This window comes from Zunongwangia sp. HRR-M8, from assembly GCF_027594405.1.
Classification (GTDB): Bacteria; Bacteroidota; Bacteroidia; order Flavobacteriales; family Flavobacteriaceae; genus Zunongwangia.
Genome location: NZ_CP115161.1, coordinates 3207838 through 3221225 on the forward strand (window position 1 = coordinate 3207838; position 13388 = coordinate 3221225).

General features: G+C 36.3%; 14 protein-coding genes. 4 read left to right on the forward strand and 10 right to left on the reverse strand.

Going from position 1 to position 13388, the window contains the following annotated elements:
- Positions 1–11 precede the first annotated feature (11 nt).
- Genes PBT89_RS13900 through mraZ form a run of 5 tightly spaced genes read right to left on the reverse strand, consistent with a single transcriptional unit; the run spans position 12 to position 5160 of the window.
- Positions 12–1478 carry a UDP-N-acetylmuramoyl-L-alanyl-D-glutamate--2,6-diaminopimelate ligase gene (locus PBT89_RS13900; RefSeq protein WP_270062408.1) on the reverse strand — a complete coding sequence of 489 codons (1467 nt, stop codon included), beginning with the start codon at positions 1476–1478 and terminating at the stop codon, positions 12–14.
- A complete protein-coding gene (locus tag PBT89_RS13905) occupies positions 1475–3466 on the reverse strand; it encodes a penicillin-binding protein (protein ID WP_270060303.1) in 1992 nt (663 codons plus the stop codon). Before PBT89_RS13905 ends, PBT89_RS13900 begins: the two co-directional genes overlap by 4 nt.
- Positions 3467–3470: 4 nt before the next feature.
- Complete coding sequence (locus tag PBT89_RS13910; RefSeq protein WP_270061415.1) at positions 3471–3788, reverse strand: FtsL-like putative cell division protein; 318 nt, start codon at positions 3786–3788, stop codon at positions 3471–3473.
- Between the two features lie 15 nt (positions 3789–3803).
- Positions 3804–4700: a 16S rRNA (cytosine(1402)-N(4))-methyltransferase RsmH gene (gene rsmH / locus PBT89_RS13915; protein ID WP_270060302.1), complete on the reverse strand. Its 897-nt coding sequence runs from the start codon at positions 4698–4700 to the stop codon at positions 3804–3806.
- Positions 4687–5160: a division/cell wall cluster transcriptional repressor MraZ gene (mraZ, locus tag PBT89_RS13920; RefSeq protein WP_270062409.1), complete on the reverse strand. Its 474-nt coding sequence runs from the start codon at positions 5158–5160 to the stop codon at positions 4687–4689. Before mraZ ends, rsmH begins: the two co-directional genes overlap by 14 nt.
- Positions 5161–5452: 292 nt before the next feature.
- Between mraZ and PBT89_RS13925 the strand changes: the two genes are divergently transcribed.
- Complete coding sequence (locus PBT89_RS13925; protein WP_270062410.1) at positions 5453–6217, forward strand: alpha/beta fold hydrolase; 765 nt, start codon at positions 5453–5455, stop codon at positions 6215–6217.
- Positions 6218–6227: 10 nt separating this feature from the next.
- Positions 6228–6830, forward strand: coding sequence for a ribosome biogenesis GTP-binding protein YihA/YsxC (gene yihA, locus PBT89_RS13930; RefSeq protein WP_270062411.1), 603 nt, complete (start codon positions 6228–6230; stop codon positions 6828–6830).
- Positions 6831–6924: 94 nt separating this feature from the next.
- On the opposite strand, the gene PBT89_RS13935 is transcribed toward yihA, so the two are convergent.
- From PBT89_RS13935 to gldB, 3 genes are read right to left on the reverse strand one after another with little or no spacing between them, the layout of a single operon-like run.
- Entirely contained in the window at positions 6925–7287 is a 363-nt protein-coding gene (locus PBT89_RS13935) for a GTPase (protein WP_270062412.1), read from the reverse strand.
- A 2-nt stretch (positions 7288–7289) separates the two neighbouring features.
- Positions 7290–7628 carry a gliding motility protein GldC gene (gene gldC, locus PBT89_RS13940; RefSeq protein ID WP_270060297.1) on the reverse strand — a complete coding sequence of 113 codons (339 nt, stop codon included), beginning with the start codon at positions 7626–7628 and terminating at the stop codon, positions 7290–7292.
- Entirely contained in the window at positions 7628–8590 is a 963-nt protein-coding gene (gene gldB, locus PBT89_RS13945) for a gliding motility lipoprotein GldB (protein WP_443089600.1), read from the reverse strand. The genes gldC and gldB overlap by 1 nt, the downstream gene beginning before the upstream one ends.
- A gap of 110 nt (positions 8591–8700) precedes the next feature.
- Here gldB and nadE point away from each other — a divergent pair, with 110 nt between their 5' ends.
- Entirely contained in the window at positions 8701–9492 is a 792-nt protein-coding gene (nadE, locus tag PBT89_RS13950) for an NAD(+) synthase (protein ID WP_270062414.1), read from the forward strand.
- 100 nt (positions 9493–9592) lie between these two features.
- Entirely contained in the window at positions 9593–10234 is a 642-nt protein-coding gene (locus tag PBT89_RS13955; RefSeq protein WP_270062415.1) for a response regulator, read from the forward strand.
- On the opposite strand, the gene dnaG is transcribed toward PBT89_RS13955, so the two are convergent.
- Both dnaG and PBT89_RS13965 read right to left on the reverse strand, forming a co-directional pair.
- A complete protein-coding gene (gene dnaG, locus PBT89_RS13960) occupies positions 10235–12214 on the reverse strand; it encodes a DNA primase (protein WP_270062416.1) in 1980 nt (659 codons plus the stop codon).
- A 98-nt stretch (positions 12215–12312) separates the two neighbouring features.
- Positions 12313–13374 (reverse strand): hypothetical protein, encoded by a 1062-nt coding sequence (locus tag PBT89_RS13965; RefSeq protein WP_270062417.1) that lies wholly within the window; start codon positions 13372–13374, stop codon positions 12313–12315.
- Between the last annotated feature and the right edge of the window lie 14 nt (positions 13375–13388).

Sequence of the window (13388 nt, forward strand, 5' to 3'; positions counted from 1 at the left end):
CCTTTTGGCGTTTACTTTTTTAGCTGTTTTAAAAACTCATTTACAATTTTGAGATCATCAAAATCATGCTTTTCGCCATGTATTTCTTGATAGGTCTCATGCCCCTTTCCAGCGATCAAAATAATATCGTTGGCTTTGGCCATCTGACAAGCGGTTTTAATGGCTTGTTTTCTATTGGTTACTGAAAGTGTTTTATTGAAATTTTGAGGCTCTACCCCTTTTTCTATTTCTTCGATAATAGCATCGGGATCTTCCGTTCTTGGATTATCACTAGTAAAGATCACTTTAGAACTTAATGCTGAAGCAATATGTCCCATTTTTGGTCTTTTAGTTCGATCTCTATCACCACCGCAACCAACAACTGTGATTAATTCCTCATTTTTAGTACGAATCGCATTGATGGTTTCCAGCACATTTTTTAAAGCATCTGGCGTGTGCGCATAATCGACAATCGCAGTAATTTTTTCTTCGGAAGAAATCACGTATTGAAAACGCCCATTTACTGAATGGAGTTCACTTATAAACTTCAGGTTTTCTAAAGGTTCTAAGCCTAATAATTCCGCAGCGGAATAAATAGCAAGAATATTATAAGCGTTGAAGTTTCCGATTAAGCGCGACCAAACTTCCTGATCATTTATTTTCAGCAATAATCCTGTGAATTGATTTTCCAGAATTTGTGCTTTATAATCAGCGTAATTTTTTAAACCGTACGTATATTGTTTCGCATTGGTATTTTGAAGCATTACCTCTCCATTCTTATCATCAACGTTGGTTAATGCAAAAGCTGAAGCCGGCAATTCATCAAAAAAGCGTTTTTTCACATCTCTATATTCTGCGAAACTAGAATGGTAATCTAAATGATCATGACTAAGATTGGTGAAAATTCCGCCTGCAAATTCTAATCCCGTTGTACGGTGTTGATCGATCCCGTGAGAACTCACTTCCATAAAGCAATATTCTACACCTTCTTCGTTCATTTCCGCCAAATAATGATTGATTGTTAGCGAATCTGGAGTTGTGCGAACTGCCTCATAAAGTGTATCGCCAACCATTACTTTTACTGTTGAAAGTAAACCAACCTTAAAGCCGGCTTTGGTAAATAGATCATACAATAAAGTAGCAATAGTGGTTTTACCATTGGTACCGGTAACCCCCACCAGTTTTAATTTGTCTGAAGGATTTCCGTAGAAATTTGAAGCCATAAAAGCCAATGCCTCTTTAGAGTTTGCTACCTGCACATAAGTCACTCCGTTTACAATATTTGTTGGGAGTTCTTCACAGATAATCACCAAAGCGCCTTGATTAATCGCTTTTTCTATAAAATCATGACCGTTGGAAACCGTGCCGGTAATGGCTACAAAAACATCATTCATTTCAACTTTTCTAGAATCGAAATGAATATTATTTATAGCTACTGCAGTATTCCCTACTACAGATTCCATGCTTACTTTATATAATATGTCCTTAAGTATTTTCAACTTAACTTCAGATTTACTTTTTGATTAGTTTTTATTTTCTGTCCGGCAATAATCGACTGACTTTTTACAATCCCATCACCATTTACCTGAACTTTTAATCCTAGATTCTCCAAAATCGGAATAGCATCCATAGCCGGCATGCCTTTTACATTGGGCATAACTAATTTTTGATTTCCAACTTCAGAATAATATTTTTCAAAATCTTTTTCTATAATTTCGTTTTCGACATCCAAAGATGGAAGTGTATCCATTATTGGTGTATCGGTATAAATTTTTTGTGCTATTCTTTTAAAAACCGGAGCGGCTACAATATTACCATAATACCCTTTGCTCCTTTTTGGTTTATGAACAACCACGATGCAGGAATATTTAGGATTATCTGCAGGAAAATATCCGGCAAAAGAAGCTATATATCTTCCCGGCTCTATCCAATATTCGGTTTGACAGGTTCCTGTTTTACCGGCCATTGAAAAATTAGGCGTATATATATTTGCTGCCGTACCACGTTTCACGGTATTTTTCATCATTTCCCGGACTTTTTTCGCAGTTTCGGGAGAACAGATAGATGGATTAATTACTTCTTTTTCCATTTTTACGATGGTCTTATCCCACTCTTTTACTTCCTTAATAAACCGTGGTTTTACCATTTTGCCATCGTTCGCGATAGCATTATAAAAATTTAGTGTTTGTAAAGGAGTGATTGAAACCCCATAACCAAACGCCATCCAGGGAAGACTTAAACCATTCCATCCTTTATCATCTGGGTGTGGTATTTTAGGACTTCCTTCTCCTTTAATTTCTAATCCGATTTTTCGAGATATTCCCATATCATCAAGTCTATCCACAAACTTTCCCGGATTGCTTTTGTAGCCCTGAGTGATCATTTTTGTGAAAGCGGTGTTCGAAGAAAGCTCAAAAGCTCTTGCTGCGGTAATTTTTCCATAGCCGCCGTGATGAGAATCACGAACTGCCCTTCCGTAAAAACGCACAACACCATTCTCTGTATCTACCACCTGGCTTGTATCTATCACTCCGTCTTCTAAACCGGCAACCATTGCCATTAACTTAAAAGTTGAACCAGGTTCATGCGCCTCGTAAACCGCATAATTTCGCTTTTCGAAATAAGTTCCCTGATCGGTTCGACCAAGGTTAGACATTGCTTTAATCTCGCCAGTTTCGGTTTCCATCACGATCACCGTCCCATGTTCAGCTTCAAAATCTTCGAGTTGCTTCAGTAAGGCGTGATGCGCTATATCCTGAATATTTACATCGATCGTAGAAATTACATCATAACCATCTTTAGGTTCAACTTCATTATTGTCACTAATAGGTTTCCATTGTCCCTTGGCAATTTTTTGTTTTAATCGATGCCCGTCGGTTCCTCTTAAATAAGGACCAAATGCTCCTTCTAATCCAACTCTGGTAAAATACCCTTCATCATCCTTACGCTCGTAACCAACCGTACGCTCTGCCATTTTACCTAGTGGATGCTCTCTTACCGTGCGTTGCTCTACAATAAGGCCACCTTTATAAGCTCCCAAATTAAAAATCGGAAAGCTTTTAATTTTCATATATTCTGAATATCCAAGGCCTCGAGTTATCAAAACGTAACGTTGATTGTGGGCACGAGCAGTTCTTAGTTTATGAACATAATAGGAAGGCGTATTCCCTAACATTTTAGAAAGCTCTTTGGAGAGATTTAATACATTACTTTCAAAAACTTCATCTGAAACAGTTACTGCATCAAACCTAATATCATATTTTGGTACCGAAGCTGCTAAAAGGCTTCCATTAGAATCGTAAAGGTTCCCCCGGTTTGCCGGGATTTTGAAATTGCGATAAACTCGTTCTTCAGAAAGTTGCTTATAATGTTCTCCTTCTACAAATTGAATATCCATTAGCTTCACACCAACAGCCACTGCAAAGATGAACATGCACCCTGCAATAAAATATAACCTGTTTAATATGCCTTTATCAGTGGTTGCCATACAACTACTCGCTAATTTTCACTTTTAATTTATATGGAGGATTATCAGAAGGCCCCACACCAATTTTCTTCATTTCGTTGGTTACGGTAGATTCCATTTTGATTTTCATCAAATTAGAACGTCCTTCTAAAAATTCACTTCTTAATTCTAATACGTCTTCATGCAAGCGTGCTATCTCGTGCACTTTACGCTCTGCACTGTGCGAACTTGCAATCATGATGATAGCCAAAACAGTACAAAACACGATAAAACGCCAGTTTTTAAAAGCATCATCGTTAATTAGAAAATTTGCCTTAAGAATGTTGTAAAAACCCTTCTTCATCTCCAAACACCGCTTTTAAAGCTTCTTCGCTATTCGTAATTTTGCGCTTCTAGCCCTATTGTTTTCACTTATTTCTTTTTGTGTGGGCACTATAAGACGCCCTACCTTTTTAAAAGGCACTGAAATATTTCCGTAGAAATCTTTTTCAGGCTCGCCTTCAAAAAGTCCGCTTCGTATATATCGTTTCACCAAACGATCTTCTAGAGAGTGATAAGAGATTAAACTAATTCTCCCATTCTTCTCTAACATATCTTCTGTTTGAAGCAAAAATTCTTTTAAAACTTCTAATTCTTGGTTTACCTCTATGCGAATTGCCTGGTAAATTTGTGCTAGAATTTTATTTTCTTTCCCTTTAAATAAATGAGGTTTTAAGAGTTCATTTAAGTTCTCGCTATTTTCTATAGGGCCATTTTTACGCTCTTCAGCAATAATCCTTGCCAGCTTTGGCGCATTCTTTAAATCGGCATATTGATAAAACAAGCTTTTAAGCTGCTCCTCTTCATATTCATTTATTACTTGATAGGCACTTAGAGCGCTTTTTTGATCCATGCGCATATCTAACTTCGCATTAAATCGTGTTGAAAATCCACGTTCAGCTTCGTTAAATTGATGGGAAGAAACGCCGAAGTCACCTAAAATTCCATCTACTTTTTTTACACCATAAAATCTCAAAAAACGCTTTATGAATCTAAAATTCTCATTGATTAGCGTAAAACGAGGATCGTTTATTTTATTTTGTAAAGCATCGGTATCTTGATCGAAGGCATAAAGCTTTCCATTCTCTCCCAATCTGTTTAGAATTTCACGTGAATGACCGCCGCCACCAAAAGTGACATCTACGTACACGCCATCGGGTTTAATATTTAAACCATCTACAGATTCTTCTAATAATACCGGATTATGATATTCCATCGAAATCGAAATCTTCAGTTCCCATTACCTCTTCTGCCAGATCTGCAAAATCATCGCTTGCAGCGTCTATTGCTTCTTCGTACTTATCTTTATCCCAGATTTCTACAATATTAATTGCTGAAGAAAGCACGATCTCTTTCGAAATTCCTGCAAAACTAACCAGGTCCTTAGGAATTAATAATCTGCCATTCCCATCTACCTCTACGGTTTTCACACCTGCCGTAAATCTTCGGATAAAGTCGTTGTTTTTCTTTTTAAAGCGATTAAGTTTATTCATTCGTTCCATGAGCTTATTCCACTCTTCCATTGGATACAATTCTAAACAAGACTGAAAGACAGCTCGTTTAATCACAAAACCCTCCTGAAGCATAGGCATAAGCTGTTTCTTAAGAGCTGAAGGCACCATTAGCCGCCCCTTAGTATCTACTTTACACTCGTATGTTCCAATGAGATTTACCACATATTCGCTTTACAAAGTCAAATATATTGAAATTATTACCACTTTTTACCACATATTACCACTTTGTTGATAAGTTTTTCCACCGTATTTAGCTGAAACAGTTTGAAATAGCGCTATTCCATTCGGTTCCAACAGTTTATTTTTTGTTATAAAAATTGTGTTAAAATTACCACTTGTGAATTACAGGTTTAAATAATACTGAAATCCAATATTCACTTTCCTATTTCGCAAAAATGATTATACTTGTAATGAAATCGCTATATTTGCGATTGCTAACCGGCAAAGGGTATCAATGAAAAATAATTTAAGGAAAGAGGGAAAATTCACATATTTAGAAATAGGCGAAGGAACTCCGATAGTTATTTTACACGGACTTATGGGCGGCCTAAGTAATTTTGACGGAGTGGTAGATTTTTTCCCTTCCAAAGGATATAAAGTCTTAATCCCAGAACTTCCGCTTTATTCAATGTCTCTCCTTAAAACAAGTGTTGGAACTTTCGCAAAATACTTGAAAGAGTTTGTAGACTTTAAAAATTTAGATGAAGTTATTCTTTTAGGAAATTCCCTTGGTGGCCATATTGCATTGGTTACAACAAAACTATATCCAGAAATAGTAAAAGGCTTGGTAATCACAGGTAGTTCTGGTCTCTACGAAAATGCGATGGGAGAGAGTTACCCTCGCCGCGGCGACTATGAATTTATCAAGAAAAAAGCACAAAATGTATTTTACGATCCGGCTGTAGCCACTAAAGAAATCGTAGATGATGTTTACCACACTGTTAGCGATCGTAACAAACTGGTAAAAACACTTGCTATCGCTAAAAGTGCGATAAGACATAACATGGCGAAAGATTTACCTAAGATGAAAACTCCCACCTGTATTATTTGGGGGAAAAATGACAACGTAACTCCGCCAGAAGTTGCCGAGGATTTTCACCGGCTTTTACCAGATTCCGATCTTTACTGGGTAGACAAATGCGGGCATGCTGCAATGATGGAGCACCCCGATCTTTTTAATGATTTACTTTTTAACTGGCTACAGAAAAGAAATTTCTAAACAAATTAAAATGAAGATTAATACTGCTGAATTTGTAATTAGTAACTCTAAAGTTGCTAAGTGCCCTAACAGCCCGTTACCCGAATATGCTTTTATCGGGCGTAGTAATGTGGGGAAATCTTCATTAATCAATATGCTTACCGGGCGAAAAAGCCTAGCAAAAACCTCTGCTAAACCAGGAAAAACGCAGCTTATTAATCACTTTTTGATTAATAAAAATTGGCATCTGGTTGATTTACCGGGTTATGGCTACGCGAAAGTTTCTAAATCGGCAAAAAGAGTTTTTCAGAAATTCATTACAGCTTATTTTGAAGAACGCAAACAGTTGGTTTGCGCCTTTGTACTGATCGATAGTCGCCACAAACCGCAATCTATTGATATGGAATTTATGCAATGGCTTGGAGAACATGCCATTCCTTTTTGCTTGATTTTCACAAAAGCAGACAAACTTAAACCTAAAGAACTCGAAAAAAATATCCTGAACTATCAGGAAGAAATGCTGCAGGTTTGGGAACAAATGCCGCACTTTTTTGTAACCTCATCTACCGCAAAAACAGGTGGAGAAGACATTCTCGAATTTATCGAAAATCTTAATAACGAGGTTACCGAATAAATTACTTTAAGGTAATCCTATTAGGCATTTAATGTAAAATGGTTTTAATCTAGAGGGAAGCTCTTGAGTATTCAATCTCTATTGTTGCGTAAAATCATACCCGATTTTCTATAATTTCGATAAGCTTTTCTACGGAAGAAATCTCATCAAACTCCTCTGCTGAAATAAGCACCTGCAATTCTTCATTTTGGGTAAAGAATACTGTAGGAAATGTGAACTTCAGTAAATATTTTGAAGCAAAAAATTTCAGAAACTCATCTTTGTGATAAAACTCCATGTAGATATTCGACGATTTTCGATAGTTTTTCCAAGTGCTCTTTTCTCCTCCTAAACCATGAGTTACCGTACAAAGTTTACAGGAATAGTTGTCGGGCTTTAGCATCTTATGAGCCGAATCTAAAACCAAATTCCACCAACCTGAATTTGCGTTATAAACAAAGATGAGTCTTTTATGCAAGATTACTTTTTAGTTATTTCTAATTTCTCAGCGAAATAATCACAAAAGTCTCCCATTGTATCGGCCATCTTATCGTCTTGTGTAGCGCGATAATACGTTTCTTTCATTGAAACTAAAGTTTGATGAAAGAATTTTTTCATCTCGTCTACCGGCATTTCTTTGGTCCAAAGATCTACTCTTAAAGTTTCCTGCGCTTTAGCATCCCATACAGAAAGCATTAGTGCTTTAGCTTCTTCTTTAAAAACGTTACCATCTTCAGCGCTCCAATAAATTTCTTCAGGCACTTTATTTTCGTCGGTAACTACTTCAATATTTATATCAGATTTTTTATAAGCTGCCATTATTTCTTCGGTTTATAGTTTGCGTTATTAAAAATTATTTCAGCATCGGTATTCAGCATTTGTTTTATGGATACGTCATTTTTATCCATATAAGATTTCACCATTTGCCAGCCAATGTACTGCCCCAATCTGTCGGGAGTTTCAGCATCTAATGACAAATAAAACTTAGAAAATGGTGCAGGATATAAAAATCGCGGTGCTAAATTAGAGTCGGTATCAAAAATAAGCTCATTATCTACAAAATATCGCCAGACCATCTCTTCATTGTTTTCAGCAAATTCCCATTGCTCTTGGGTATATCCTATTTTACGCCATTTTGATTGCTTCGGAAGCCAGATGTCTTTCAAATAAAGTAATTTACCATAATAGATCATATTCGCTAAAAAAGTTCTCGCCTTTGCACGAGGAACATATTTTTTAGCAATACTATTTGCAGCATCGGGCACAATTTGATCTTTGGTAAAATTGCGCTTAAAATATTCTACGATACCGATATAAAATTTATGATCTTCACCCAAATATGTATCTAACGAAACAAATAGATAATCACCGGTATATATCGTTTTATTTTTATAATCTACCTCAGATGTTATCGTAATGACATCTGGCGCTGCAAATTCTGGGAAATAATATTTTACGTGCTGAAAAAGCGAATAAAATTCATCCTCAGTTTCGCTAAAATCGGGATACTTTTTTGCGACTTCCCTATTAATTTCAAGCTGAATGGTATCCTTCATTTTATTAATCCAAACACTATCTGCAAATTGCTTTGGAAATAGATAAGGATATTTCTCTTTTAATTGCGGAAGATCCTGCGGTGAAGTTTCAGCAAAAAGCCTATCGAATCTTACAACTTTAAAATCTAGAGGAATTTTCTCGATTTCCTTCTCTCTCTTTGATGCAGAATCGCAGGAAATAAGGCTTAGAAATAAAAAAAAGACAAATAAAATTCTACTCATCATAAGCATTTATCAAAAATCACGGGTTTTAGGTTCTTGCCCTTTTATTAATTGCGTTTAAGTCTTAGATTTGTGTACAAAGGTATTATTTACAAACTAATTCACCCAAACATATGCAAACCACAAAAGTAATCGATCATATTGTAAACTGGTTAAAAGACTATGCTGAAAATGCTAAAATGAACGGATTTGTTATTGGTGTTAGCGGCGGAATCGATTCAGCAGTAACATCGACGCTTTGTGCGAAAACAGGATTGGACGTTTTAGTCTTAGAAATGCCAATACATCAAGATCCTTCACACGTTAGTCGCGCACAAAAACATATCGCGTCTTTAAAAGAACGTTTCCCGAATGTAAGAAGCGAAAGTGTAGATCTTACTCCGGTTTTTGAGAATTTTAAAAGTGCTTTACCAGCAGTCGAAGCTTCTGCAAGTGTAGATCTAAGTTTGGCCAATTCTCGTGCGCGTTTAAGAATGACCACACTGTATTATTTCGCAGGACTTCATAAATATTTGGTTGGCGGAACCGGAAACAAAGTAGAAGATTTTGGTGTAGGTTTTTATACTAAATATGGTGATGGCGGTGTAGATCTTAGTCCAATAGCAGACCTTATGAAAAGTGAAGTTTATGCTTTAGGAAAAGAATTAGAAGTGATTGAAGATATTATGGTTGCCGCACCAAGCGACGGGTTGTTTGGTGATAGCCGAAGCGACGAGATGCAACTTGGTGCAAGTTATGACGAATTAGAGTGGGCGATGAAGATGCAGGAGAATGGTAAAAAAGAAGATGATTTTGAAGGCCGCAAACTAGAAGTTTATAAAACATACATAAAATTGAATACTGCAAATTCGCATAAAATGAATCCTATCCCAGTATGCGAAATACCTGTTCACCTTAAAAACTAGTCGTTTTATCGAATTTGAAATAAATACGGCTTTGTTATAGGAATATCGTTTTATTTTAGACTATAGTAACGCATTATCAAGTAAATAACTATTATCTAAAATGAGTACAGTTTTAGTAGCAGATCAACATCCTGTTATTGCAGAAAGTATAAAACATATTCTATCTGGCAATGATTTTATTAATGTGATTGGGCAGGTTGGTTCTGGTAACGAACTGTATGATTTTTTAAGCAATAAGAAAACCGATGTTTTAATTATTGAAATTGATCTTCCGCAACTTAATGGGATACATGCGCTGCGACAGATAAAACAAAAATATCCTCATCTCAAGATTCTGGTGTTTAGCTGCCATCCTGAAGAAATGTATGCACTTAGTGCAATTAAGGCGGGAGCTGCAGGCTATATTTCTAAAACCAATCCTGCTGAGATCGTTTACAATGCCATTAGACAGGTTACCAGAGGCGGGATTTATCTAAATGAAGAAATCACTTATAAGCTTAATAACGGAATCTCTACAGGGCAACATCAAATTTCTAAATTTAAGAAATTATCTTCTCGCGAGACAGAGGTTTTAAATTTACTTAGCTCTGGCAAACGTAATAAAGATATTGCTGAGGCGCTGGATATTAACGAGAAAACGGTTAGTACATACAAAGCGCGTCTACTTAAAAAACTAGATGCCGATAATATTGCAGATCTAATAAAACAAGCGCGCTTACTACAGATAAACCCTGCTATTTAATTAACTGGTCACACGATTTAGTTTGCCTTCAATGGTTTTACGAAGTTGTATGTAATCCATTATTTCTTCCAGTTTTTCAGAATTATCTACTTCAGCATTCAGCTCGGTCATTGAACTTTGAAGCTCTTTAATTTTACTCATTAGCAAATGCCTTCTAAAATTTAGAATCGTTTCTGAAACAAGACGATCTATTTGTTCATTTTTAGACTTTACCGGAATATCCTGTCGCATCCAATCACTTAACTGGTATTGTTCTTCTGCCATTAAAATATCGGTAACTATAGATGCTTTCTCTGGCGGAATTTCATTTACAAACTGTTCGATGACCACTTTTTCATCTCTATTGTAATACTCGATCAAATGCTCGTAAATAGCTCTAAAATCGGGATTCGCCAAAGCAACCTCATCTTCCTGAAGATCTAGATAGATCTTTCGTGACACTTTTCTTTCAACATTGGCGCTTTTAAGCACAGGTTCTCCAGATTCATCTGCTTCAAGAAACATTTCTTCAAACTCTCGTTTCTCGTTTCCGTAGAGCAATAAAGCACTTACAATTCCTCTTTCGAGCACATGTAACTCGTCGACTCTTCTTATCGTTTGCTTTTCTTGCTGCGGAAGATCTTTTACAACCTGAAAGCTTTTTTGGTCTTTTTTGGCAGTTCTTTTATGATCCTGTTCGCCTTTTTTGGTAAGCTGTGCTAATGTAGAAAACAATACATCTTCTGAAATATCCATGATCCTGGAACATTCCTGCAAATACACTTCCTGCTGAATTGTATCCGGGATTTTAGCGATACTATTTACCATGTCCCTAATAAGCCCCGCCTTTTTTACGGGATCGTTCTTAGCATCTTTCATTAATAAAGACGCCTTAAAACTTATAAAATCGGTTGCATTTTCAGTTAAAAACTCTTTGAGCTGTTCTTCAGAATTTTTTCTTGCGAAACTATCGGGATCTTCACCTTCAGGAAAACTACAAACTTTCACGTTCATTCCCTGCTCTAAGATCAAATCGATCCCGCGAAGTGAAGCTCGAATTCCGGCTGCGTCTCCATCAAATAATACGGTGATATTTTTGGTAAGCCTACTTATAAGCCGAATCTGCTCTGATGTTAAAGCTGTTCCAGAAGAGGAAACCACATTCTCTACCCCACTTTGATGAAACTGAATAACATCGGTATACCCTTCAACCAAATAACAATTATCTTCTTTTGCTATCGCTTGCTTGGCATACGAAATTCCGTAAAGAACTTTACTTTTATGGTAAATATCACTTTCCGGTGAATTAAGATATTTTGCAGCTTTCTTATCTGAAGTTAAAATTCGACCTCCAAAGCCTAAAACCCGTCCAGACATGGAATGGATAGGAAACATCACCCGACCTTTAAAACGATCAAATTGTCGTTCGCCTTTAACGATAGACAGCCCTGTTTTTTCCAGGTAATCGAGTTTGTAACCTTCAGCTAAGGCTTCTTTAGTAAAAGCATCCCATTCATCTAAACAATATCCAAGCTGAAATTTCTTAATGGTTTCGTTAGTAAAACCTCGTTCTTTAAAGTAACTAAGCCCAATTGCCTGCCCAGCATCAGTTTTGTGTAGAATTTTCTGAAAATATTTATTGGCAAATTCAGAAACCAGGTACATACTTTCACGCTCATCAGCCTGCACTTTTTGCTCATCGGTCTGTTGAGTTTCCTCGATTTCGATTCCATATTTTTTAGCCAGATATTTTATGGCTTCAGGATAGGTAAAGTGTTCGTGCTCCATTAAAAAAGCCACAACATTCCCTCCTTTTCCGCTAGAGAAATCTTTCCAGATCTGTTTAACAGGCGACACCATAAAACTTGGGCTACGCTCGTCTGTAAAAGGGCTTAAACCTTTAAAGTTCGTTCCAGATTTTTTAAGTTGTACAAAATCCTGAATCACCTCCTCTACACGGGCGGTCTCAAAAACACTGTCTATGGTACTTTTAGCAATCAAATTTGGATAATTTTTGAAGGATTTTTAGCGCTAGAGAAAATAAAAAAGACCTTGTCGCAATAGCAACAAGGTCTGCAAAAATACAAATTATATAGTGACTAGTCTATATCTAATCGTAGTCCTAAAGAGAAATTATGAATCTCTGTATTGGGACTTGAAAATATAGGGTTTAGATCGTATTTAGCATAAAGCGCGGTACCGCCAAAACTTAAATATCCACTTAAACCGTAAACAAACTCGTTCGTATTAAAACTACTTTTATCTTTTATTTTTTGATCGTCGCCATCATTAAATTTCAGTTTTTGGCGTTCCCCGATATTAAACCCGGCATATCCACCAAAACCAACTTTTATTTGATCTTCTGTAGAAAATCTTCTATGCCCATCTGTAGATCGATTCGCATAAGGACCAATTTCAAAATGTATAGGCACTACCAGATTGTCCATTCTAAATTTAGATTTATCAAAATCGAATTCAAATTCTTCTAATCTTGTCACATCACCGTCCTGTACAAAGTAGCGATTATCTGTAGGTTTTAATCCGTTTAACTGAAATGAAAGCCCATATTTAATTCTTAACCAATTGGTATTTTCAAAAACTCTGGTAGTCCATGCCCAACCAATTTCAAAAAAACGACTACCGGCCAATTTAAAATCTGAATCGTTAATCGATTGTCCATCGGCAAGTGCATTATTAAAACCAAAAGCAATTACAAAATCATTTTTTGTACGTTTTTCTTCTATTCTTTGATCTTTCTCTGGCTTATCAATTCCTAAATTTATTTTACCCTTCGACAACTTGAGTTCTAAATAAGTCCCTGGTTCTCGATTACGCTCAGCGATATCAACCTCATTTTCGATAATTGCGATACGGTTTCTAATATTTTCCGCAGCTAATTTTGCAGCTTCTTTTTTCTTCTTTTCCGCTTCCTCCTTCTCGTACCAACCGCTTTCTAAATCTTTGTTTATTTTTTCAATTTCCTTTTTTAATCTGTCTTTCTCTTCCTGAGTTGCTATTTTAATTTTTTGCTCTTTAATTTCTCGCACACGAGCAACAGAATCTAAGTTGAATTCTTTTTGTTCTCTTTCTTCCTGAGCCTCTAAACTACCAATCGCAAACGATGACAATAAAAAGGCAAAATAGATGATAATTGTTTTCATGATAAGTATTAGCT